The following is a 23513-nucleotide window of genomic DNA, read 5'->3' on the forward strand; positions in this document are numbered from 1 at the left end:
GGCTGCCGCCGCCACCGTCGCCACGTCCTCGTCCTCGTCGTGTTCGGCGGGACGCTGCCCGCCCCCACCAAGCGTCGGCTCACGGCGCGAGACTTGCTCCGGCGGCGTGGCCTCCTTGAGCTTGGCCGCCGTCTCGGGATGGGTGGTCTTGCCCACCACCGGCTCCCGCATCGGCTGAACGTCGTCCTCGGGCATCAGCGGCCGCACGCGGCGCGCCTTGTAGATCTGCCAGCGGTTATAGGCCACCAGCAGCAGGAGCAATACGACACCAGCGATGATCAATGCGTTCTGCAGTTCCATCTTAAGCGACCTCCGCCATCGATACGGCTGCATCCATGTCCACCGCCACGATCCGCGATACACCCTGCTCCTGCATTGTCACGCCGATCAACTGGTGGGCCATCTCCATCGCAATCTTGTTGTGGGAAATAAATACGAACTGGGTCTTGTCGGACATCCGCGCAACCATGTTGGCATAGCGCTCGGTGTTGGCATCGTCCAACGGCGCATCCACCTCATCGAGCAAGCAGAACGGAGCGGGGTTGAGCTGGAACATTGCGAACACCAGCGCAATCGCGGTCAGCGCCTTCTCGCCGCCGGACAGCAGGTGAATCGTCGAGTTCTTCTTGCCCGGCGGTTGGGCCATCACCTGCACGCCGGCGTCGAGGATCTCCTCTCCGGTCATGATCAGACGTGCCTGGCCGCCACCGAACAGCGAGGGGAACAGTTCGCCGAAGTGGTGATTGACCTGGTCGAAAGTGCCTTGCAGCAGTGCCCGCGTTTCCTGGTCGATCTTGGCGATCGCGTCCTCCAGGGTGTTGATAGCGTCGGTCAGGTCGGCGGTCTGCGCATCGAGGAAGGTCTTTCGCTCGCGTGCCGCGGTCAGTTCATCAAGCGCGGCCATGTTGACCGGGCCCAGCGCGTTGATGGCGTTGTTCAGGCGCGTGACCTCGCCCTGCAGGTAGGACGGCTTCAGGTCGCCAGTCAGCTTCTCGGCCAGCGCGGCTTCATCGACTTCCGCCGTGGCCAGTTGCTCCGTGAACTGATCCTGGTTCAGGCGCGCGGCCTGCTCCTTGAGCTGGCATTCGGTGATGCGGTCGCGCAGCGGCTGCAGGCTGCGTTCGGCGGCCAGGCGCTGTTCATCGAACTGGCGAAGCTGGGCCGAGAGCGCGTCGAGTTCAATACGCGCGGCGGACAGCTTCTGCTCCTTCTCGGCGCGCACTTCCAGCGCTTCCTGCAGGCCGGTGTTGGCGGTCTGCTCGTTGATCGTTTCGAGTTCGGCGCGCGCATTTTCAAGCGACTCGGCGATGCGCTCGCTCTGATCGCCTGCCATCTGGATATTGCGGCGCAGTTCGTCGATGCGGCCGGCGAGATTGCGCTCGGCGAACAGCGCTTCCTGCGCGGCGCGTTCGAGATCGCGCAACTGCTGGCGTGCCCCGCTCAGCTTCGCGTCCATGCTCTCGAAGGCCATCTGCTGGTCTTCGTGCGAGGCCTGCATATCAGCCAGTTGAGCGTCGTGCTGCTCGAAGCTGGCTTCCGATTCGGCGCGAATCGCGCGTTGCTCGTCGATCTGCGCGTCGATCTCGGCCAGTTCCTCGCGAATCTGATTGCTACGCGCCGAGAACCGCTCCATCGCCTGCGAGAGCTTGAGCACGTCCATCTGCAGCGTGTGCACCCGGCGCGTGGCCTGCTCGGCACGAGACCGCGTGTCGATCAGCACCGCGCTGGCGTGCGTATACGCCGACTCGGCACGCACCGACTGCGTCCTGGCTTCGTCCGACAACAGCATCTGGGCACGGGCCTGCTTCTGCAGATTCTCGATCTCCTGCTCGCGAGCCAGCATCCCGGCCTGTTCCGAGTCGGCAGCATAGATCTGAATCGCATTGCGGCCGACCAGATGGCCTTCGGCCACCACGAACTGCGCGCCCTCGGGCAGCGTCCCGCGCGCGGCCAGCGCCTGCGTCATGTCGGTCGCGGTATAGATATCGGCCAGCCAGTCCTGCATCACGGCACGAATGCCGGGCTCGGTGATCTGCAGCAGCGACATCAGCGGACGCAGCCCGGCCGGGGCCTCTACGGGACGCGCGGCAGGCGGCGGCGAGTAGAACGCCAGCTTGGCGGGCGGCGCGTCCGAGAGGAATGCCTTGACCCAGTCGAGGTTCGACACTTCCAGCGCGGCCAGCTTCTCGCGCAACACCGATTCGAGCGCGTTTTCCCAGCCCGGCTCGATATGCACCTTCTTCCAGAGACGCGGAAGCTCGGCTAGCCCATGACGCTCCAGCCACGGCTGAACCTTGCCGTCGGTCTGCACGTTCTCCTGCAACTGTCGCAGCGCGGACAGACGGGCTTCCAGCGAAGCGATCGCCGCAGCCTCGCTCTGCACGCGCTCCTGCGCCGCACGGCGTTCGCCGTCCAGGCGGGGAACCGCCTCCTCGCTGTCCATCAGCACGGCCTGCGCTTCCTCGAGCAGCGCTTCCTGCTCGGTCAGATCCATGCGCAGTTCTTCCAGACGGACTTCGTCCGGACGATCCAGGCCCTTTTCCTCGCCCTGCAGTCGCTCCTTGCGCTGCTCGAGTTGCTGGAGCATCTGGTTGGCGTTGCGCTGATGCGCGGCTTCGAGCTTCAGTGCCTGCTCGGCCTGCATGATGCCGGCGCGCTGCTCGTTGAGCATCTGCTGGGCATCGCGCCATTGGCCTTCCAGCGTCGGCAGTTCGTCGCTCTTCTGCGCGACGGTTTCCTGCGACTCGATCGTGCGTGCCTCGGCCAGCGCCAGGTTTTCCTCGGCCTGCGCCAGTTCGTCATTCGCCTGATCGGACTTGCCCTGCCATTGCTCGCGTTGAGTGGTCAGCGCGGCGATCTGAGCCTGCAAACGGTTGCGCGATTCAACGACGTAGCGGATCTCGGCCTCGAGCTTGCTGACCTCGGTGTTGGCTTCATACAGCGAGCCCTGGGCCGCGTGCATGCCGTCCGAGGCCGCATAGTGCGCCGCGCGCATCGTTTCCAGTTCGGCCTCGACATGGCGCAATTGCGCGGTCTGGGCTTCCAGGTCGATCTGTGCCTGGTCGATCGCGCGTGCGTGGCGCTCCTGTTCTGCCTGGGCCTCGCGCTTGCGCAAGAGCCACAACAGATGCTGCTTCTCTTCGCCTTCCGCCTGCAGTTGGCGGAAACGCTGCGCCACTTCGGCCTGGCCCTCGAGCTTATCGAGGTTATTGCCGAGTTCGCGCAGGATGTCTTCCACGCGGGTCAGGTTTTCGCGCGTGTCGCCCAGCCGGTTCTCGGTCTCGCGGCGGCGCTCCTTGTACTTGGAAACACCGGCGGCTTCTTCGAGGAAGATCCGCATGTCATCGGGCTTGGCCTCGATGATCCGCGAGATCATGCCCTGCCCGATGATGGCGTAGGCGCGCGGACCCAGGCCGGTACCCAGGAAGATGTCCTGAATGTCCTTGCGGCGCACCGGCTGGTTGTTGATGTAATAGGAGGACGTGCCGTCACGCGTCAGCACGCGCTTGACCGCGACTTCGGCGTACTGGCTCCACTGTCCGGCCGCGCGGCCTTCGGCGTTGTCGAACACCAGCTCGACACTGGCTCGACCGGCCGGCTTGCGCGCCGTGGAACCGTTGAAAATCACGTCCTGCATCGACTCGCCACGCAGCTCCGAGGCGCGTGATTCGCCGAGCACCCAGCGTACCGCGTCGATGATGTTGGATTTGCCGCAGCCGTTGGGACCTACGATGCCGACCAGCTGGCCGGGCACTTGAAAATTGGTGGGATCGACGAAGGACTTGAAGCCCGCCAGCTTGATCGAGGACAGTCGCACGGTTGTCGTGTGGTTTGGGCGATACGCAATTGGATAAGCCGGGCCATACCGGAGCCCGCCGCCCAGACGTGACGCCTGCGCCGCATCCTGCCCCCGGTGCCCGATAGATTGGCGCTAATCATACCATCGCCATTCTCTCGGCCGGCCGCTTTATCTACCGTTGCGCGGGTCGTAACACCACTATCGCCCGGCGCCGAAAACCTATAGATATCCGTCAGTTGCCGGCGTTGCTGCAAGGATTTTCTAGGCACACGCCGTTGTTTGGCAAATACGCGCCGCAGTCAAAGTCTGGCCGCTCCGCCAGGAAACTTCTTAGGGTTAGTGCTAGTCTCTCACTATGCCGGCGTGATCCCGGAGTCCCCTCCGGCCTCATCGCCCTCCGGGCCGCTCTCCGCACTCGGTGCGACCGCGGCCAGCCTGAAGCGCCAAGCAGCAGTCTGGATGGAGGATTGAGCATGACCGCAACGCACCCGGCCACGGCGCCGGGGGACCTGCCCTGGTCCATATCGGAGATCGACTATTCGTCGATCGATGTCGCCAAGGTACGCAACAACCGCACGCTGTTCTATCTGCTCGCCGCCGCCTCGTTCATCGAAAGCGGATCCGACACCTACGCGGGCAACCTCGTCAAGTACTACGCCGACGTACCCGAAGCCGCCCGGTGGCTCGCCGAACACTGGGAGTGCGAGGAACTCCAGCATGGGCAGGCGCTGCGCCGCTACGTGGAGCATGTCTGGCCCGAATTCGACTGGGAACGCGGATACCGGCGCTTTTTCGATGAATACAGCGTGACCTGCTCGATCGACAATTTCGAGCCTTCGCTGACCCTGGAAATGGCCGCCCGCTGCGTGGTGGAAACCGGCACCGCCACCTACTACCGCGCACTGGAACAGGCCAGCGACGAACCGGTGCTGCGCGATCTGACCCGCCGCATCGCCAATGACGAAGTGCGCCACTACAAGCACTTCTATCGCTACTTCAACGCGCTGCACGAGCACGAGCGGCTCGGCCGCACCAAGGTACTTGGCGCGCTGGCCCGGCGGCTGCTGGAAATCAAGAACGAGGACGCCGAGATCGCGCTGCGCAACGTCCTGCGGATCGAACATGAACGCGAAGACGTGCCCGAGGGCGATGTCAGGGCGCTGAATTCCCGCTGCAGCGCCGTTATCCGGCGTCATCTGCCGCTGGAAATGACGGTCAGGATGCTGTTGCGCCCACTGCACCTCAACGCCCGGGTGGAGCGGTTTCTGCGCCGGCCGATCGTGGCTGTGGTGTCGCGGGTGATGCTGTACTGATCTCCGGCGCCAGCCGGGGCGGATTTGCCGGATTCACGCGCGCGGCGATGGGCGGCATTCCTTTATAATGCTGCGTTTCAACCGCCCCGCCGCTGCCACCGTGAATCCGCGCCTCGACCTGCTCCAAACCTATCCTTTCGAGAAACTGCGCGCGCTGGTGGCCGATGTGAAACCGGCCGCCGTCCCGGCAATCAGTTTCGGCATCGGCGAACCCAAGCACCCCACCCCGGCCTTCATCAAGGAAGCGATGACCGCGTCGCTCGGCGGCCTGGCCAACTACCCGAGCACCGCCGGCAGCGACGCGCTGCGCGCGTGCATCGCGGGCTGGCTCGAACGCCGCTACAACCTGCCGAAGGTCGATGCCGCCACCGAGGTATTGCCCGTCACCGGTTCGCGCGAGGCACTGTTCGCGTTCGCCCAGACCGTGATCGACAGCAGCAAGCCCAACCCGCTGGTGCTGTGCCCGAACCCGTTCTACCAGATCTATGAAGGCGCGGCCCTGCTGGCCGGCGCCCGTCCGGTGTTCGCCAACAGCGATCCGGCGCGCAACTTCGCGCCGGCGTTCGACCAGATCGGCGCCGATGTCTGGCCGCACGTGCAACTGCTGTACGTCTGCTCGCCGGGCAACCCGACCGGCGCCGTGCTGTCGCTCGAAGACTGGAAGCAGCTTTTCGACTTGTCCGACCGCTATGGCTTCGTGATTGCCTCCGACGAGTGCTACTCGGAGATCTACTTCGACGAAGCAAAGCCGCCGCTTGGCGCGCTCGAAGCGGCCCACAAGCTTGGCCGTGGCCTGGAACGGCTGGTGATGTTCTCAAGCCTATCGAAGCGTTCGAACGTGCCGGGCCTGCGCTCGGGCTTCGTCGCCGGCGATCCTGAGATCCTGAAGAAATTCCTGCTCTATCGCACCTACCACGGCGCCGCGATGAACCCGGCCGTGCAGGCCGCCAGCGCCGCGGCGTGGGGCGACGAGGCGCACGTGCGCGAGAACCGCGCGGCCTATGTGCGCAAGTTCGCCGAGGTCACGCCGATGCTGGCAGGGGTGCTCGACGTGGCGCTGCCCGATGCGGCGTTCTACCTGTGGGCCGATGTCTCGCGCACTGGCCTGTCGGACACCGAGTTCGCCGTGCGGCTGCTGGCCGAACAGAACCTGACGGTACTGCCCGGCAGCTATCTGGCTCGCGACGCCCACGGCATGAATCCCGGCGCGAACCGGGTCCGCATGGCGCTGGTGGCCACCCCGGACGAATGCCTCGAAGGCGCGCGCCGGATTGTCGAATTCTGCAAGTCGCTGGGCTGACCGGCGCGAACGCTTCACCCTGAATCACCGAATGTCCTGAAGCCGGAACGAGGATTTCCGGCATCACTCCCGATACATATTCACCACTGAGAACACAACCATGACGCAAGCACTGCAAGCCCTGATCGACCAGGCCTGGGAAGACCGCACCAGCCTGTCGCCGAAGTCCGCGCCGAACGACATCCGCGAAGCGGTGGCCAACGTGATCTCGCAACTCGATTCGGGCGCACTGCGCGTGGCCGAGAAGCAAGGCAAGGACTGGGTCGTCAACCAGTGGATCAAGAAGGCTGTGCTGCTGTCGTTCCGTCTGGAAGACAACGCGCCGATGAGCGCTGGCGGCTTTGCCCAGTTCTACGACAAGGTGCCGACCAAGTTCGCCAACTGGACTGGCGACGACTTCGCGAAGGCCGGCTTCCGCGTGGTGCCGCCCGCCGTGGCCCGCCGCGGTTCGTACATCGCCAGGAACGCCGTGCTGATGCCGTCGTACGTCAACATTGGCGCCTACGTGGATGAAGGCACCATGGTCGACACGTGGGCCACCGTCGGCTCGTGCGCGCAGATCGGCAAGAACGTGCACCTGTCGGGCGGCGTCGGCATCGGCGGCGTGCTCGAGCCGCTGCAGGCCAACCCGGTCATCATCGAGGACAACTGCTTCATCGGCGCCCGTTCGGAAGTCGTGGAAGGCGTGATCATCGAGGAAAACTCGGTGATCTCGATGGGCGTGTACCTGGGCCAGTCGACCAAGATCTACGACCGTGAAACGGGCGAAATCCACTACGGTCGCGTGCCTGCCGGTTCGGTCGTCGTGGCCGGCAACCTGCCGTCGAAGGATGGCAAGTACAGCCTGTACTGCGCCGTGATCGTCAAGAAGGTGGACGCGCAAACCCGCGCCAAGACCAGCCTGAACGACCTGCTGCGCGACTGAATCGCGCCTTGACAGCAATGCCGCCGCCGGGCACGCCCCGGCGGCGCGAAGCCCAGCCGATGCCATCCCTCCGCAAGCGACTCATGGCCCTCGACCCCGCCACCGTCAGTACCGTCCTATCTCTCCTGCCGACCATCCTCGAACAGGCCAACAAGACCATCGAGAAGCTCAAGAAAGGCAAGAAGAAGGACGAGGAAGGCGCGCAACCCGGCGCGGCCGACACACGCGACCCGGCCGCTCGCATCGCGGAGCTGGAAACCACCGCCATGCAGCAGGCCGAGGCCGTCAAGCTGCTGGCCGAGCAGCACGCCATCACGATCGAGGCATTGCGCCGCGAAGCCGCGCGCCTTGACCGGCGCCTGCGCCTGATGACCGCCGTGGCCATGGCCGGCGTGGCACTTGGCCTGGGTGGACTGGTCATCGCGCTCAACCTGCTGTTCCGCTGAACCCGAACCTGACACCATGACTACCCTGCTCTACGGCATTCCCAACTGCGACACCGTCAAGCGTGCCCGTACCTGGCTGGAGTCGAACGGCGTCGACTACACGTTCCACGATTTCAAGAAGCAAGGCGTCGACGAGAAGATGTTGCGCGCCTGGCTCAAGCACGTGCCCCTGACCACGTTGCTGAACAAGAAGGGCACCACGTACCGCGCGCTGTCCGATGCGGACAAGACGCGCGCCGAGTCCGAAGCCGGCGCCATCGCACTGATGCAGACCAGCCCGTCGCTGATCAAGCGTCCCGTGCTGGACCGCGACGGCAAGGTCAGCGTCGGTTTTTCCGCTGACGGCTACGCCGCCCTGTTTTAACGATTCATCCCCCGCCCCATGAACCCGACCCTTGCCCTGACCGAAGACCTGATCCGCCGCCGCTCGGTCACCCCCGCCGACGAAGGTTGCCAGGCCGTGCTCGAGACCCGACTCAAGGCCCTTGGCTTTACCTGCGAGAACATCGTCAGCGGCCCTGACGATTTCCGCGTCACCAACCTGTGGGCGGTCAAGCGCGGCACCCAGGGCACCGCAGGCAAGCTGCTGGCCTTTGCCGGCCATACCGACGTAGTGCCGACCGGCCCGCTCGACCAATGGTCTTCGGACCCGTTCGAGCCCTCCCATCGCGATGGCAAGCTCTACGGCCGGGGCGCGGCCGACATGAAGACGTCGATTGCCGGCTTCGTGGTGGCAGTAGAAGAATTCGTGGCGAAACACCCCGAGCACAAGGGATCGATCGCCTTCCTGATCACAAGCGACGAGGAAGGCCCGGCGCATGACGGCACCGTGAAGGTGGTGGAAGCGCTGAAGGCGCGCGGCGAACGTCTCGACTATTGCGTGGTAGGCGAACCGACCTCGGTCGACACGCTCGGCGACATGGTCAAGAACGGCCGTCGTGGCTCGCTGTCCGGCAAGCTCACGGTCAAGGGTGTGCAGGGCCACATCGCCTACCCGCACCTGGCGCGCAACCCGATCCACCTTGCGGCGCCGGCAATGACCGCGCTGGTGAACGAGGTATGGGACGCGGGCAACGAGTATTTCCCGCCCACCACGTGGCAGATGTCGAATATCCACGGTGGCACCGGCGCGACCAACGTGATCCCGGGCCACGTGACGATCGATTTCAACTTCCGCTTCTCGACGGCCAGCACGCCCGAGGGCCTGAAGTCGCGCGTGCACGTGATCCTCGACCAGCACGGGCTCGACTACACGCTCGACTGGACGCTGGGCGGCGAGCCGTTCCTGACGCCGCGCGGCGACCTGTCCGAAGCACTGGGCGCGGCCATCGCGGCCGAGACCGGCGTGAAGACGGAACTCTCGACCACCGGCGGCACCTCCGACGGCCGTTTCATCGCGAAAATCTGCCCGCAGGTCATCGAATTCGGCCCGCCGAACGCCAGCATCCACAAGATCGACGAACACGTGGAAGTCCGCTTCGTCGAACCGCTCAAGAACGTTTACCGTGGCGTGCTGGAACGCCTGATTGCCTGATCCCCATGGCCACCACCTCTTCCCTGAAAACCGTCCGCGACATGCTGCGCCTGGCGGTTTCGCGCTTTACCGCCGCGAAGCTCTCGTTCGGCCATGGCAGCGCCAACGCCTATGACGAAGCCGCCTACCTGGTGCTGCATACGCTGAACCTGCCGCTGGACACCCTCGACCCGTTCCTCGACGCCCGGCTGCTGCCAGAGGAGATCGACGCCGTGCACAAGGTGATCGATCGCCGCGTAAACGAACGTGTTCCGGCCGCCTACATCACGCACGAAGCGTTCATGCACGGGCTGCGTTTCTACGTGGATTCCCGCGTGATCGTGCCGCGCAGCTTCATCGGCGAGCTGCTGCAGGATGGGCTGGAACCGTGGGTCGGTGATACCGGGCAGATTGGCCCGGTACTGGAACTGTGCACCGGTTCCGGCTGCCTGCCGATCATCGCCGCGCACGTCTGGCCGCACGCGCGAATCGACGCGGTGGACATTTCGTCCGACGCCCTGGCCGTGGCCCGCCGCAATGTGGCGGACTACAAGATGGAAGACCGCATCACGCTCTACGAAGGCGACCTCTACGCGCCGTTGCCGTCGACCGCAACGTACGACGTGATCCTGACCAACCCGCCGTACGTCAACGAGCAGTCGATGCGCGACCTGCCGCCCGAATACATGGCGGAGCCGCGCATTGCGCTGGCCGGCGGCGACGACGGCATGGACGTTGTGCGCCGGATCATCGCCGGCGCGAAGAAACGCCTGAATCCGGGCGGTGCGCTGGTGGTGGAAATCGGCAACGAGCGCGAGAACGTCGAAGCGGCCTTCCCCGATCTCGACATCGTCTGGCTTTCGGTCAGCGCCGGCGACGACCAGGTGTTCCTTGTCACTTATGAGGCACTGCCGGGTTAAGTAGAAAGGGGGATTTCGTCACACACGCCTAAAATTTGGTGTGGTGCTTCAAGGCGAAATATAAAAAAGGTTCGTATTGCGCGAATTTGGTGTGCAAGGTGGCAGCTAGGCCGGGGTCTGGTCTCGCCCCCATTTTGCGCACTTCCTAATAAAAAGTAGACGAAAGTAGCGAGAAATATAAAAATTCATCGCTCACCTAAAAAAAGGTTGCGCCCCTAACATCACTTTGATGGATCGACGGTGCAGAACATGCGTCTGGTTGGATATGCCTGGTTGCGCGAACGGCTGGATCTTCCCGTCGTCCCTGTCACTCGTGAAGCACGTGCGGGGGCAACGACGCGCATTCTTGAGACTGCCGATGCCGTGCTGTTTCCACGCAAAGTCGCACCGGCAGAGGGCGCCTCTGATCTGACCCATCTGCTGTTCGCGCTCAAGCACGAAGGCATCAACCTGGCCATCCTGGCCGGGGCGCTCCCTCCGATCGGCGCAGCCGAACTCCAGCTCGAACTCGACCGCCACCCCACCAGCCGATACATCCGTGTGGCTGCGCTTCTCTGGGAGCATTTCACGGGCGCCACATTGGCACCACGGCACTCGGACAAAGTGCCGTACGTCAGCGTGTTCGACCCCGAACGGTATTACACGGCGGAGCCTGGCCAACTATATCCACGCTGGCGCGTGCGCTTCAACGGGCTGGGTTCACTTGATCAGTGCGTGGCCGTGCGCCGTACCGAATCGATCCAGTCGATTCTGGACATGGACGTGTTCGCGCGAATGGACGCCTTTATTGCCAACGTCGGCAAAGACATCCTGGACCGAGCGCTCAACTGGGCGTATCTCAGCGAAACGGAAAGCTCATTCGAGATCGAGCGCGAACACCCCACTCAGGACAAAACCGAGCGATTTGTCCAGTTGCTGCGTCACGCGCACGAACGCCGGCCGCTGGATGAACGCTACCTGGTGGAGCTGCAGAACGACATCATTACCAACCCGTTCGATCAGGCCATGCAATACCGGACCGAGCAGAACTGGCTGCGCCGGGGCGGCCACGGCGCGGCTTCGGTCACCTACGTTCCGCCCAACCCCGACGACGTACCAGCGCTGATGCAGGGACTGGAAACCTTCGCCAACAATCCTCCCCGCAATCTCGATCCGCTGATTGTGGCGAGCATCGTCTCGTTCTGGTTCGTCTTCATCCATCCGTTCATGGATGGCAACGGCCGCTTGTCCCGTTTCCTGATCCACCACGCGCTGTGCCGGTCCGGCAAAATGGCGCATGGTTTCCTGCTGCCAGTCTCGGTGGCCATCAAGCGTCACGAATCGGACTACCTGGCGGCGCTGGAGAGCTTCTCGAAGCCGGTTCGCGCGCTTTGGCGCGTATGGGCGCTGGGGGAGCATGAATTCGATTGCCAGACCGATGCCGGCTCGATGCCCTATCGATATTGGGATGCCACGCCCTGCGTGGAATTCGGCGCGCGCATGGTCAAGGAAGCCCTCGAACACGATCTCCAGGCCGAAACACAATTCCTGCAAGGCTACGACGAAGTGGTCAGGCGCGTCGAGGCAGAGTTCGACATTCGCAACCACGACCTCGCCACACTCATATCGAGTTGCTTCCGGGAGAAGGGGCGCGTGTCCAATCGCTGGAAAAAACAGCTCGGCATCCGCGTGCAACCCGAAGCCTTCGACGCGATCGAGGCAGCGGTGCAGGACGTGTTCTTCCCAGGCACGGCGTCCGAGGCTTGAGCCCATCCCCGGCAGTCATCCCCAAACGCAAGATTCCAGGCGAAAAAAAGCGCCGTGATCACTCACGGCGCGTTTCACATCTCAAGCTCGGATAAGCAGCGGCCGCAACGGCCAATCAGCCTCCGGGCCCAACCGAGTACACCGTCCCATTGGACGACACCTGGTAATAGTCAGCACCGATACCCACCCAGTGGTAGCCCTTCTTCGGCGCTGGGAGGTTGTATTCCTTGTACTTGTCGATGACGTACTGCCGGTCACGGAACTCGGCTGGCAACTTGTCACCCTTGCTCCACTTCTGAGGCGTATACGGCGATGCCGCACCCATCGGCATCGTGCCCGATGACGATGGCGATGACGACATCGAGCCAGAAGACTTCATGGAACCAGAGTGCTGAGCAAGAGCAAAAGGCGCCGCCAGCATACCGGCGGCTGCCACGGCGATGGGTATTAACATCCTCGTTTTCATCGTGATCTCCACAGATGGAACACAAGAACTGCTCCAGAGTCGGGCAATCCTCTTGAAGCTTAGTAACAACTGTGGGGAAAACGGTAGTTCTGCCGTACTTTAGGTGCCGCAAATACCACTTTACGGTCATGAAATACGCGAATTCTCCCCGCTCTCCCACATGGTGAAAGAGCGGGCGATCCGCCAACCTCGATGATGCGCGGCGACAGTTCAGATGCCGTGCGACATCAGTGACTCGGCGTCTCGCGCAGCGCCTTGACCGAGTCAGCCGTCACATCGGCCGGCTGGCCGCCGTAGCTGGCCCGCAGGTAGTTGGCGAGCGCCGCCAGCTCGGCATCGTTCATGCGCGTGGCGAATCCCGGCATATCCTGCATGCTCTCCAGCCCCGGGAAGTCCTGCCGCTCGATGCCGTCGAGCATCGACACGATCAGGTTGCGCGGGTCCGCATTACGCACCGTCGAATTGCCAAGCATCGCCACCGCGACGTGAGGCTTGCCTTCGCCTTCGCGTCCGTGGCACCCCGCGCAGACCGCCAGATAGTGCTGGCGGCCCGTGGCCATGGCACCCGCGTCGGCATTGGCCGGCTTCAGCGCTTGCGGTGCCGGCGGCTTGTCGCCGAGCAGGTACGTGGCCATCGCGCCGACATCAGCGGCATTCAGGTAACGGCTGCTCAGATGCACCACGGGGAACATCTCGCCGTAGGCTGAACCTTGGGGCGCGATGCCGGTGGAGAAGAACGTCTGCAGGTCCGCCGCAGTCCATCCGCGCGCCGCCAGCCCGGCCGGCGAGATATCGGGAGCCCCCACCCGCGCCAACGCCGAACCCGTCAGCGGACGACCACCATCCATCTGTCCGAACTTGCCGCGTGGCGTGTGGCACTCTGCGCAGTGACCGAGCGCGTTGGTCAGGTAGCGGCCGCGTATCCACGCCGGCGACTCGCCCTTCGATGCATCGGGCAACGCATCCTTGCGGAACAGCAGGTTCCAGCCTGCCATGGCGAAACGCTGGTTGTACGGGAAGCCCAGTTCTGGCTCGCGATTCTGCACCGCTATCGGCTTGAGCTGCATCAGGTAGGCGTACATCGCATCGGTATCGGTACGCGACAGACCCCGGTACGAGGTGTACGGCATCGCCGGATACAGATGCTTGTCGGGCGCCACGCCATCATGAAGCGCCTTGTAGAAATCGTCGGCGCTCCATTTGCCGATGCCATGGTCCTTGTCCGGCGTGATATTGGTGCCGTAGAACTTGCCGAACGGCGAAGCCAGTTCCACGCCGCCCGCGAATGGCGCCCCGTTCGGCGCGGTGTGGCAGGCCGCGCAATCGGCCGCGCGCACGAGGTAGCGGCCACGCTCGATCTGCTGGGCCGGGGTCAGCTTCGTGGCCGGCGCCAGGTCGGCAGCCTGCGGCACATCGGAACTGCCCGACCCGCATCCGGCAAGCAGTAGCGCCGTGCCTGCGGCCAGCGCGGAAATCCATCGGATTGTCGTCATTGCGCGCCCTTCCCCTTCACCAGCCCCGGCGTGCTGGTGACCACGTCCTTGATGGCCTCGTAGTACCGCACATAGCCCGTGCAGCGGCAGATGTGCTCGTCCATGGACGACATGATGGTCTGCTCGACCTTGTCCGCCGCTACCGGCTCACGCTTGAGTTTCTCCACCAGCACGGTCGCGCCATTGACGAACCCGGGCGTGCAGTAGCCGCACTGGAAGCTGAAGTGCTTGAGGAAAGCCTGCTGCACTGGCGTCATCTCGACAACTTCGCCCTTGTCATTGCGCTTGCCATGGCCTTCCACGGTGCGGACGCGCTTGCCCTGGAAGAAATGCGCGCCCGTGATGCAGGTGCGAATGGTTTCGCTCGTGCCGTCCGGGTGGTCGAGAATCGCCACGCAGGCGTGGCAGACGCCTTGTCCGCACCCCAGCCGCGAGCCGGTCAGGTTCACGTACTCGTGCAGGAAATCGATCATCATCAGGCCGACCGGCACCTCGAGCGGGCCGACGTCCTTGCCGTTGATGTTCATGGACAATGCTTGCGTGGCGATCATGCCAGTACCTCCTGAATCTTTTCGGCCGTGACCGGCAAATCGGTGAAGCGGTGCCCAATGGCGTGGGCGATACCGTTGACGATGGCACCCACCACCGGAATCATCACCACCTCGGCAATACCCTTGGGCGGGTCGGTGTCGGAAATGGGCGGCAGCACGGTTCCGGTCTGCGTCCATACGGCCACATCGCTGGCACGCGGCAGGTGATAGCGGTTGAAATTCCACGTGCCGTTGCCGGGGCCATCCTCGTAGAGCGGCAGGAACTCGTGCAGCGCGTGGCCGATGCCCATCGCGATGCCGCCCTGCAACTGACCCGACACCAATTCGGGCGACAGTTGCGAGCCGCACTCCATGATCGAATGGTGCGTCAGCAGGCTGACCTTGCCGCTGGCCTCGTGCACCGACAGCTCGACCAGCGTGCCAACCGCGCTGTAGTACGTCACGGACGCATTGTTGCGCTGGACCGGCGCGATATAGACCTTGCGTCGATCGAGCACGTCATAGCCATTGGTCGTGCGCTTGGCGTTGGCTTCGCCCGCACCCATGCGTACCGACAAACCATCCACCGGAATCCGCACGGCCTGGCCGTTGACGACGAAATCGGCTTCGGTCCACTGCCAGCGATTGAACACGTGCACCGTGGCGCCGGTGACCAGCCCCAGTTCGTGCGCCTTCTTGACGAGCTGTTCGTATGGCAGCGCCTGCAGACCGCCGGCGCTGAGTTTGCCATCGACCCAGCGGGCATCCTCCACACGCACCACCAGCGATGCCGCCTGGCCGCCGCCGATGCCCTGGCTCCAGATCGCCATCGCCGCCGGCCACAGTCCATGCATGAAGACCACGCGGGCCGCTTCGCGCGTGCTGTGCGTGAAGTAGTAGGCCGAGTTCGTCGCGCTGGATGGCGACGCGTAACCCGGGGACCAGCGCGGATTCTGCGAGAGCTTGTCCTGATCCGCCTGGCTCATCAGGTAGGGATCGCCACTGGTCATGACGGGCAGGTCCGGCCACTCGGTAATCGACGTCCGCACGTCCGTGGCCGCGCGGCTCAGCCAGCGCGACACCGCGGAGGCCTGCGACGTCGACATGCCGGTGCCGATTTCCGCGCCTGAGTGATACAGCGCGATACGGCCTTCGGCATCGATCTCGACGCGCGCGAACGATGTCTCCGCGCCCGTGCCGAAGTCCTTCTGCACACAGGCAAAGCCCACGCCATAGCGATGGCCCGGATGCGCGGCCTCGTACTCGGCCTTCTTCTTCGCGCGATTGGTCCACAGCGGATGCTTGCGCGAGGCTTCCAGCACTTCATCCACGCGAATAGCCCCGGCGGGAATCGCGCCCTGCGTGTTCTTCATGCCGGAGCGCAGCGCGTTCTTCAGCCGGAACTCGATCGGGTCGAGCTTCAGCTGCTCGGCGAACTCGTCAATCATCATCTCGGTCGCTGCCATGCTTTGCAGCGTGCCGTATCCGCGCGCGGAACCGGCGTCGATCGCACGGGAGGCGATGGCCACCGTGGCGAGATCGTTCTTCGGGAAGTAATAGATCGACTGCGCCGCCGTCGCGCCGACCATGGCCACGGACGGCGAGAAGTTCATACGGCCACCACCGTTGGCCTCGAAGTCGCCCTGGAACGACTGGAGCAGTCCGGTTTCCTTGTCCACCGCGATGCGGTAGTGCATCTTGAACGCGTGGCGCTTGAGCGCGGTCTGGAACTGCTCGTAGCGGTCGTTGGCCAGCCGCACGGGCTTGCTGCCGGCATAGAGCGCCGTTACCAGACCGTAGAACGGGAAGTTGTAGTGATCCTTCGAGCCGTAGCCCACCGTGTAGGTCGGATGCAGGATCACCTGCTTCACCGGAAACGCGGACTTGCAGCGCGCCAGCATTTCCGCGGTCGATTCGCCCACCTCCGACGGCGCCTGCGTTGGCACCACCATGTGCAGCGTCTGGTTGTCGCGGTCGTACCAGCAGTTGGCGTTATCGGCCTCGAGCGCTGCGGTATCGATCGACTGCGTGTTGTACTCGCGATCCAGCACGAGCCAGTTGGCCGGTGGACTTGCCAGTTCGTCGCGGATCGACTTCGCATGGGCCATGCCCTGCTCGCCCACCTGCCCGTGGTCCTTGCCGTCCGGCCAAACGGGCTGGTGCTTGCGCATCGCGCTAGGGAACACCGGCGCGAACTTCAGGCTCGAGAACACATCGTCGTCGAACGGCGTGGCGCCGCCCACGCGCACGAAACGGAACGTGCCCCAGGGATCGCGCTCAAGCGCGCCAGTCTGCGCGCCATAACGCACGACCTCATCGCGATACTTGAGCTTGTCCTTGGCAAAGCGGAAGCGCGCGAAGTCGTGATAGATCAGGATGGCCACCGCGTGGCCGAGATACGCCGGGGTCTTGCCCACCGGCAGCAGCATGTCGTCACCGTAGAACTTCGGGAACGTCACACCGTCGCGCTCCAGGTCGGCGGCCGTCACCACAACGTCGGGCTTCAGCTCATCGCCGAGCAGACTCAGGTCGATGCCGTCGAAGGTACGGTCCGCACGGGTCGTGCGCACGATGAAGGCATGCGATTGCTGCGCGGGCCAGTGTGGCATATCGCGTGCGCGGATATCGCGTGCGAAGACTTTTTCGCCGTTGACCTTGGCGATGCCATCCACACGGAAGCGTGGCGCGCCGGTGGCGGGATCGGTTTGCACCGGCGTCAGGTGCTTCTCTTCGAACAACGCGGCCAGGGCCGCCTTGTCCGCGAGGGGCACGATGCAAACCGATACCCCGGCCACGACGCTCGTCTTCAGGAACGTGCGGCGCGATGGATTGAAACTGGGCATGGAGATTCTCTCGAGGAGTGCGACGGGCGAACGCTGCCAGCCGGTCCATTCGACCGGCGCGGATCATGAACCACGCGGGAGATGCCGACGCGCTCTCGCTTGCGTCCGGCTGAGGATGTGGGGCTGGGCAACGACGCCTGTTCTTCTTACTGTGCTGTCATGGCGCACGGCATCGACCAAGCGATGCCGGCACGCCCGGGCGATTGTCTCGCCATCCCTCCCCGCGTCTCAACCGGGCACGGTCAATAACGACTATCAGCGCTTCCGTATGGTCGTTGAAAGGTAGTCGAAAGATGAGTCGATTACGAACCGCCGCATCTCGGCATAAGCCGCTACACGCCGATTCCCTTGCGCACCGCGTCGGTCACCTGGGCCACCACGCCATCGCGCCATTCGTCCGAATCGCCATAGAAGGCACGCCACACAGCCTGCTTGATCAGTGCGCGCTGATTCTCGTCCGCTTCAGGATGCACATGCAGCCAATGGTCGCCACGCAACGCATCGAGCACATCAGGCAGCGGCAGCGTGCCGAACTCCAGGGCGATGCCCGCGTAGTCGATCGTCGGCAGCGTCTGCGGCACAGCCGCCCACGCAAGCCCGGTCAGGTTGGCCGATGTCGACGAGCCGTCATAGATCGACGTCACGCTGCCGCCCCAGATGGCCCGCGTCTTGTTCAACTGGCGCGCCTCGTCGGGCCCCATGTAGATCGGTTCGCCATAGCCCCACGGTCCCAGCCCCGTGTGCACATCGACCCATCGCAAAGTGGTCCGCCCGGCGCCAAAGCGGGCCAGGATGCGCCGTAACGTGTAGTTGCTCCACGTTGCCTGCTGACCGCCGAAGAACATGCCATCCGGGTCCTGATACTGTCCGGCGCTGATCGCCGCCTGGAACCAACCCATGCCCCGCTCCGTCACCCGCTTCATCAGCGCGGTGTGTTCGTCGCACGACGGCGGCCACTGGGTCGGCAGCAGCATCCGGGCGATCTCGGCATAGGCCGGATTAGCCGGCAGTGGCCGTTCGAAGTCCGCGAAATTGCGGTTCAGGTCGACGTTGTCCTCGTTGACGCGGCGCAGGTGGGAAAAGCCGTAGGGATTGACCGCGTGGATGAACATCAGCGCACAGCCGGCGCGGTGGCAGTCAGAATGCAGCCCCGTGTCGGCAAGCATCGCCACCTGTGTGCCTGATCCGCAGAAGCCTTCGGCGCCGTGGGTGCCGGACGTCACCAGCAGCACGCGCGACGCATCGGCAGCCCCCACCCAGGCGACGTCCATCGCCAGGGCCTCGCCCTGGTTGCCTGTTTCGGTGGGATGGGGGAACTCGGTCAGCGTCGCACCACATGCGCGGGCGGCCGCCAGGAATTTCTGGCGGGCTTCGGCATAGCTGCGTGCGAAGTAGCGCGCAGTCTGACTGGCAGGCATGGCGGGAATGGCCTGGGCCGAGTGGGGATGCCCTCAATGTAACGCCAATCCGGCGTTTTTATCCAGCGGACGTCAGAACAGCTCCGTCGGACCGCCCTCGGACGGCCAGGCGCTGCGGAATGCGTGCGGGTGCATCACGATGCCGGCGGCGGCAATCTGCGCGGCAGACAGCACCAGATGTCTGGCCAGCCAGTCATGCAGGCTGCGCAGGAAACGTATCTGATCCACGCGGTTTGCCCCTGCGATCAGCCACTCTAGCTTGACGTGCGCTGTATAGACATCGAGCAGGTTCGTGCTTTTGAGCTTGGGCGGCGTGGCCTGGCTGCGTTCGATCGCCAGCACGCGTTGCACCTGCGCGTTCGTGAGCGTGCCGCCAGTGGCGATCCGCTGATAAAGCTCATCGAGCGCGGGAAACAGGACTGTCGGCTGCACGCGCGGCACGGCAGCCACTTTCTCCATGCGCAGCACCACATAGCGCGTGGCCGCATTGCGGCGCGCCAGCTCCAGTTCGGTCGCCGAGGGCTTGCGCCTCACCGGCGCGGGCAGATCGGCGTCGATCCGCTTCACCGCATCGCGCTCGGTATAGTCCGGGATCTGATCCAGCGCCTCGGGCACCGCCAGCACCTCGCGCGCGCATTCCGGGCCAAATGGGTACTCGTGGCCATCCGGCCCGCGCAGGATATAGGCGTGACCTTCGGGAAAACCGTGGTGGCGGCCGCCTTTCGCGTTGCGCGCATGGCATCGCGTGCTGGCCGGATCGACGAAGTCCTTGCGAACGGGCGTCCAGCTCCCGTGCGTCGGATGGGTCATTGGAAGTCAGGCGAAATCGGGAACGGGCGCTATTGTCCCACTGTTTTCGCTCCGTTCTCCCGCGTTGCGGGAAAAGGGGGAAAACAACTACTTCAGCATGAACGACATCGCCGAGCAGCAGTTCAGCATTCGCACCGCAGCCTGCACGGTCGGCGCCGTGAATGTCAGCGTGACACCTTCCACCCGTTCGAACTCGGGCCATTGGCAGAACAGGTCGGCGTGGGCGGTGGTCGTCGTCTGCAGGCGGCAACTCACCGGCCCGGGCAGTTCGAAGCAACGTGCCTCGGCGTGGACGATCGCATCGAGCGTCACGGACTCGGCGGCCACTGCGATCGCTTCACGAGCGGCAGCGGGCGACAACGAGGTGCCGCTGCCCTGCCCGCCCGCGGCCTTGGTCTGCACGTAGCGCACCCATGGCATCAGCGGCTGCGTTTCCGCGATGAAGACGTCATCGCCGCTGGCAAGCATCACCGGCACGCCGAACTCGCCGGCCAATGCGGCGTAGATGCCCGCCTCGCCCAGTTCCAGCCCGTTGAGCCAGACGCGCGCGAATGCGCCGCTGTTGATCGTATGGGCCAGCACGCCACGGCTCTGCGCCCGGCCGTGATAGCCGATCATGAACACGCCGTCGCAATCCTGCTCGACGCCAGCCATCATGCTCAGATAGCGCGGCTTGCCCAGCACCAGTTGCGCGCGCGGGTCGATCTGATCCGGCAGCAGGTTGCGGAAGCCCCCGTGCGAATCGTTGACCAACACCTCGGTAGCTCCACCCGCGAATGCGCCCTGTACGGCGGCGTTGGCTTCGGCCGTCATCCAGGCACGCGCGCGTTCGTACTCTCCATTCCCCGCGCGTGTCTGCTCGGCGTGGAATACGCCGGCCACGCCTTCGATGTCGGTGGAAACCAGAATCTTCATGCCATCAGTTCCTGCAACAGGTCTCGTAGTGCCCGACGGGTGTGCCCATCGCGGCCATGAACGGTTTCGCCATGCCAGAGCGCATTGACGATGGCCTGCTCCACGCTGTCAGCCGCGGCGCGGAACAGCGGGTCGAGCCGTGTTTCATGCACCATCTGCACGGCCGGCATCGGCACGTCGGCCAGATGCGGCACGGTGTACGCCGTCGAGAACGCCAGCGCGATGTCGCCAGAGCCATGGCCGAATACGGAACCGGTTCGCGCCAGCCCCGCGCCGGCACGCAACGAAAGCCGGCCCAGCTGCCGCGCATCGAGCGGTGCGTCGGTGGCCACGATCATGATGATCGATCCCTTCTCCGGGACGATCTCCTGCCTCAGTTGGGCGGCCAGCGCCGCGCCCAGCGGCCTCCCACCATAAATCAGGGAATCCGGCGTGCCGAAGTTCGACAACACCAGCGCGCCAACCGTGTAGCCGCCCGCAACGCGCGATGCAGTGCCGATACCACCCTTGACGCCGAACGACGACATGCCCCGCCCCGCGCCCACCGCGCCTTGTGCGACATCCACGCTCGCGGCCGCCAGGGCGCTGTCGTAGTGGATCCCCTGGACCGCCATCGCCTGGATATCGTTCAGGTAGCCATCATTGCACTCGAACACGAGCGGATTGACGGTGGGCCAGGCGCGGCCGATCTCGGGGTTCTCGGTAATGGCCGCGCGGATCTGCGCCTGTGCCAGTGCGCCGACCGAGAAGGTGTTGGTCAGCGCAATCGGCGTTTCCAGCACGCCGAGTTCGTCGATCTGCACCAGGCCGATGCTCTTGCCGAATCCGTTCAGCACGGCGGCGGCGGCAGGCACCTTCTCGCGGTAGACATTGCCCGCATGCGGGCGAATCACCGTCACCCCGGTCTGGCAGGCCCCGTCGGCCAGCGTGCAGTGGCCGACGGTCACGCCAGCCACGTCGGTGATCGCATTGCGAGGGCCCGGCGGCAACGTGCCAATCACGGGGAGATCCATCATCGTGCTCGACTTGTGTTCAATGCGTGCTGAAGGTGCCATCAGCGCCGGTCGATCTTCGGATCGAGCGCATCGCGCAGGCCATCGCCCAGCAGGTTGAACGCCAGCACGGTCAGGAAGATCGCCAGGCTCGGGAAAATCGCCACATGGGGCGCGGTCACCATGTCAGCGCGCGCCTCGTTCAGCATCGCGCCCCACTCGGGCGTGGGCGGTTGCGCGCCAAGGCCCAGGAATGACAGGCCAGCCGCCGTGATAATCGACGTGCCGATCCGCATCGAGAAGTACACCACGATCGACGACACGGTACCGGGCAGGATATGCCGCATCAGGATCGTCCAGTCGGATGCGCCAATACTACGTGCCGCTTCCACGTACGTGAGCCGCTTGAGCATCAGCGTGTTGCCCCGCACAAGGCGCGCGAAGGCTGGAATGCTGAACACCGCCACTGCGAAGATCACATTGACCATGCCATTGCCCAGGATCGCGACGATGGCGATCGCAAGCAGGATGCCCGGGAACGCGAACAGCACATCGCAGATGCGCGTGACGATACGGTCCCACCAGCCCTCGTAGTAACCGGCCAGCAGGCCCAGCACCGTGCCGATGACCGCGCCGATGATCACCGAGAAGAAGCCGGCCGCCAGCGAAATGCGCGTGCCGGCCAGGATGCGGCTGAAGATGTCGCGCCCGAGCGAGTCAACGCCCATCCAGTGCGCGGCCGACGGGCCTGCGTTGAGCGCGTCGTAGTCGAAGAAGTTCTCGGGATCGTACGGGACGATGTGCGGCGCCAGAATCGCGACCACCACCAGCAGCAGCACGAACGCGCCGGCGGCCAGTGCCAGATGCTGCTTGCAGAACTTGCGCCAGAACTCGGTCCAGGGCGTGCGGACGGCCTCCGGGACGTTGGCGGCCTCGGGAGCGGCGGGCGTGGAAATATCGGACATGCCAGCCTCCTTATTTGTAGCGGATGGTGGGGTTGATCACGGTGTACAGGACGTCCACCACCAGGTTGATCAGGATGAATTCGAGCGAGAACAAGAGCACCTCGGCCTGGATCACCGGGTAGTCGCGCATCTCCACGGCATCCACCAGCAGGCGGCCGAGGCCGGGCCAGTTGAACACCTTCTCGACAAGGATCGAGCCACCCAGCAGAAAGCCGAACTGCAGGCCCATCATCGTCACGACGGGAATCATTGCGTTGCGCAGCGTATGCTTGATCACGACCACGGTCTCGCGCACGCCCTTGGCGCGCGCGGTACGGACGAAGTCCTCCTGCAGTACCTCGATGAACGATGCGCGCGTGAATCGCGCCATCACGGCGGCTACGGCTGCGCCGAGCGTCAGCGACGGCAGGATGTAGTGCTTCCAGCTATCGGCGCCGATCGACGGCAGCCAGCCGAGCTGCACCGAGAACACTTCCATCAGCAGCATCCCCAGCGCGAAGGCCGGGAACGAGATACCCGACACCGCCAGCGTCATGCCCAGGCGGTCCGGCCACTGATTCCGCCACACGGCCGAGCAGATGCCGATGGTCATGCCGAAGATAACGGCCCACACCATCGACGCGATCGTCAGGTACAACGTGGGCAGGAAGCGGTCGCCGATTTCTTCCGAAACGGGCCGCTTGGTGCGCAGCGAGGTACCGAAGTCCCCCCGCAGAGCGTTCGAGAAGTAACGCACGAACTGCTCCGGCATCGGGCGATCGAGCCCGAGGTCCTTACGCACGAGTTCCACGGTGTCCGCGTCGGCCTCCGGGCCCGCGGCCAGCCGCGCCGGATCGCCGGGCAGCAGATGGACGAACAGGAATACCAGCACCGCCACGATCAGCATGGTGGGTATCACGCCCAGAAGTCGTTTGAGGAAGTAATTCAGCATCTCGCAACGGAAAATTGAGGACCGCCGGCCGCCCGCCCTCAACCCCGCGTATCCGGGCAGGCAGCCACACGGCTTACTGCATACAGCTTGTGCTTGTTTTTGGTACTGCGGCACTGCGATACCACGACTTGCAACCACTCTTACTGCGTTACTGCGTTACTGCGTTACTGCGGCACTCCCCCTCCCCC

General features: G+C 64.4%; 19 protein-coding genes and 1 pseudogene. 8 read left to right on the plus strand and 12 right to left on the minus strand.

Going from position 1 to position 23513, the window contains the following annotated elements; all coding sequences use genetic code 11:
- Together D769_RS20585 and smc are read right to left on the minus strand one after the other, a co-directional pair.
- Positions 1–300: pseudogene (locus tag D769_RS20585) on the minus strand (cell division protein FtsZ); the annotation flags it as partial.
- 1 nt (position 301) lies between these two features.
- The gene (smc, locus tag D769_RS20590; RefSeq protein ID WP_008649071.1) at positions 302–3817 is read right to left on the minus strand and encodes a chromosome segregation protein SMC; all 3516 of its coding nucleotides are present in this window, start codon (positions 3815–3817) and stop codon (positions 302–304) included.
- 455 nt (positions 3818–4272) lie between these two features.
- On the opposite strand from smc, the gene D769_RS20595 reads away from it, so the two are divergent.
- From D769_RS20595 to D769_RS20630, 8 genes are all read left to right on the plus strand, one after another.
- A complete protein-coding gene (locus tag D769_RS20595) occupies positions 4273–5112 on the plus strand; it encodes a hypothetical protein (protein ID WP_008649073.1) in 840 nt (279 codons plus the stop codon).
- A 100-nt stretch (positions 5113–5212) separates the two neighbouring features.
- Positions 5213–6412: a succinyldiaminopimelate transaminase gene (gene dapC / locus D769_RS20600; RefSeq protein WP_008649079.1), complete on the plus strand. Its 1200-nt coding sequence runs from the start codon at positions 5213–5215 to the stop codon at positions 6410–6412.
- Between the two features lie 100 nt (positions 6413–6512).
- Positions 6513–7337, plus strand: coding sequence for a 2,3,4,5-tetrahydropyridine-2,6-dicarboxylate N-succinyltransferase (dapD, locus tag D769_RS20605; protein ID WP_008649080.1), 825 nt, complete (start codon positions 6513–6515; stop codon positions 7335–7337).
- 59 nt (positions 7338–7396) lie between these two features.
- Entirely contained in the window at positions 7397–7783 is a 387-nt protein-coding gene (locus D769_RS20610) for a hypothetical protein (protein WP_029308066.1), read from the plus strand.
- A 16-nt stretch (positions 7784–7799) separates the two neighbouring features.
- Complete coding sequence (locus tag D769_RS20615; RefSeq protein ID WP_008649082.1) at positions 7800–8147, plus strand: arsenate reductase; 348 nt, start codon at positions 7800–7802, stop codon at positions 8145–8147.
- An 18-nt stretch (positions 8148–8165) separates the two neighbouring features.
- Positions 8166–9317: a succinyl-diaminopimelate desuccinylase gene (gene dapE, locus D769_RS20620; RefSeq protein WP_008649083.1), complete on the plus strand. Its 1152-nt coding sequence runs from the start codon at positions 8166–8168 to the stop codon at positions 9315–9317.
- Between the two features lie 5 nt (positions 9318–9322).
- Positions 9323–10216 (plus strand): 50S ribosomal protein L3 N(5)-glutamine methyltransferase, encoded by an 894-nt coding sequence (gene prmB / locus D769_RS20625; protein WP_008649084.1) that lies wholly within the window; start codon positions 9323–9325, stop codon positions 10214–10216.
- Positions 10217–10465: 249 nt separating this feature from the next.
- Positions 10466–11962, plus strand: coding sequence for a Fic family protein (locus tag D769_RS20630; protein ID WP_008649085.1), 1497 nt, complete (start codon positions 10466–10468; stop codon positions 11960–11962).
- Between the two features lie 115 nt (positions 11963–12077).
- On the opposite strand, the gene D769_RS20635 is transcribed toward D769_RS20630, so the two are convergent.
- The 10 genes from D769_RS20635 to gsiC form a co-directional block, all read right to left on the minus strand.
- Positions 12078–12428, minus strand: a complete 351-nt coding sequence (locus D769_RS20635; RefSeq protein WP_008649086.1) for an RcnB family protein — start codon at positions 12426–12428, stop codon at positions 12078–12080.
- Positions 12429–12655: 227 nt separating this feature from the next.
- Entirely contained in the window at positions 12656–13921 is a 1266-nt protein-coding gene (locus D769_RS20640) for a cytochrome c (protein WP_008649087.1), read from the minus strand.
- The gene (locus D769_RS20645; protein ID WP_008649088.1) at positions 13918–14472 is read right to left on the minus strand and encodes a 2Fe-2S iron-sulfur cluster-binding protein; all 555 of its coding nucleotides are present in this window, start codon (positions 14470–14472) and stop codon (positions 13918–13920) included. The genes D769_RS20640 and D769_RS20645 overlap by 4 nt, the downstream gene beginning before the upstream one ends.
- Positions 14469–17294 carry a molybdopterin cofactor-binding domain-containing protein gene (locus D769_RS20650; protein WP_008649089.1) on the minus strand — a complete coding sequence of 942 codons (2826 nt, stop codon included), beginning with the start codon at positions 17292–17294 and terminating at the stop codon, positions 14469–14471. Before D769_RS20650 ends, D769_RS20645 begins: the two co-directional genes overlap by 4 nt.
- Before the next feature lie 332 nt (positions 17295–17626).
- Entirely contained in the window at positions 17627–18712 is a 1086-nt protein-coding gene (locus D769_RS20655) for a M14 family metallopeptidase (RefSeq protein ID WP_008649090.1), read from the minus strand.
- A gap of 72 nt (positions 18713–18784) precedes the next feature.
- Positions 18785–19522 carry a hypothetical protein gene (locus D769_RS20660; RefSeq protein ID WP_008649091.1) on the minus strand — a complete coding sequence of 246 codons (738 nt, stop codon included), beginning with the start codon at positions 19520–19522 and terminating at the stop codon, positions 18785–18787.
- An 87-nt stretch (positions 19523–19609) separates the two neighbouring features.
- Positions 19610–20437, minus strand: coding sequence for a M55 family metallopeptidase (locus tag D769_RS20665; RefSeq protein WP_008649092.1), 828 nt, complete (start codon positions 20435–20437; stop codon positions 19610–19612).
- Positions 20434–21492 (minus strand): P1 family peptidase, encoded by a 1059-nt coding sequence (locus D769_RS20670; RefSeq protein ID WP_008649093.1) that lies wholly within the window; start codon positions 21490–21492, stop codon positions 20434–20436. The genes D769_RS20665 and D769_RS20670 overlap by 4 nt, the downstream gene beginning before the upstream one ends.
- Positions 21492–22394 carry a glutathione ABC transporter permease GsiD gene (gene gsiD / locus D769_RS20675; protein WP_008649094.1) on the minus strand — a complete coding sequence of 301 codons (903 nt, stop codon included), beginning with the start codon at positions 22392–22394 and terminating at the stop codon, positions 21492–21494. The genes D769_RS20670 and gsiD overlap by 1 nt, the downstream gene beginning before the upstream one ends.
- A gap of 10 nt (positions 22395–22404) precedes the next feature.
- Positions 22405–23325 carry a glutathione ABC transporter permease GsiC gene (gsiC, locus tag D769_RS20680; protein ID WP_008649095.1) on the minus strand — a complete coding sequence of 307 codons (921 nt, stop codon included), beginning with the start codon at positions 23323–23325 and terminating at the stop codon, positions 22405–22407.
- Positions 23326–23513: the final 188 nt, after the last annotated feature.

This window comes from Cupriavidus sp. HMR-1 (assembly GCF_000319775.1).
GTDB classification, from domain to species: Bacteria; Pseudomonadota; Gammaproteobacteria; order Burkholderiales; family Burkholderiaceae; genus Cupriavidus; species Cupriavidus metallidurans.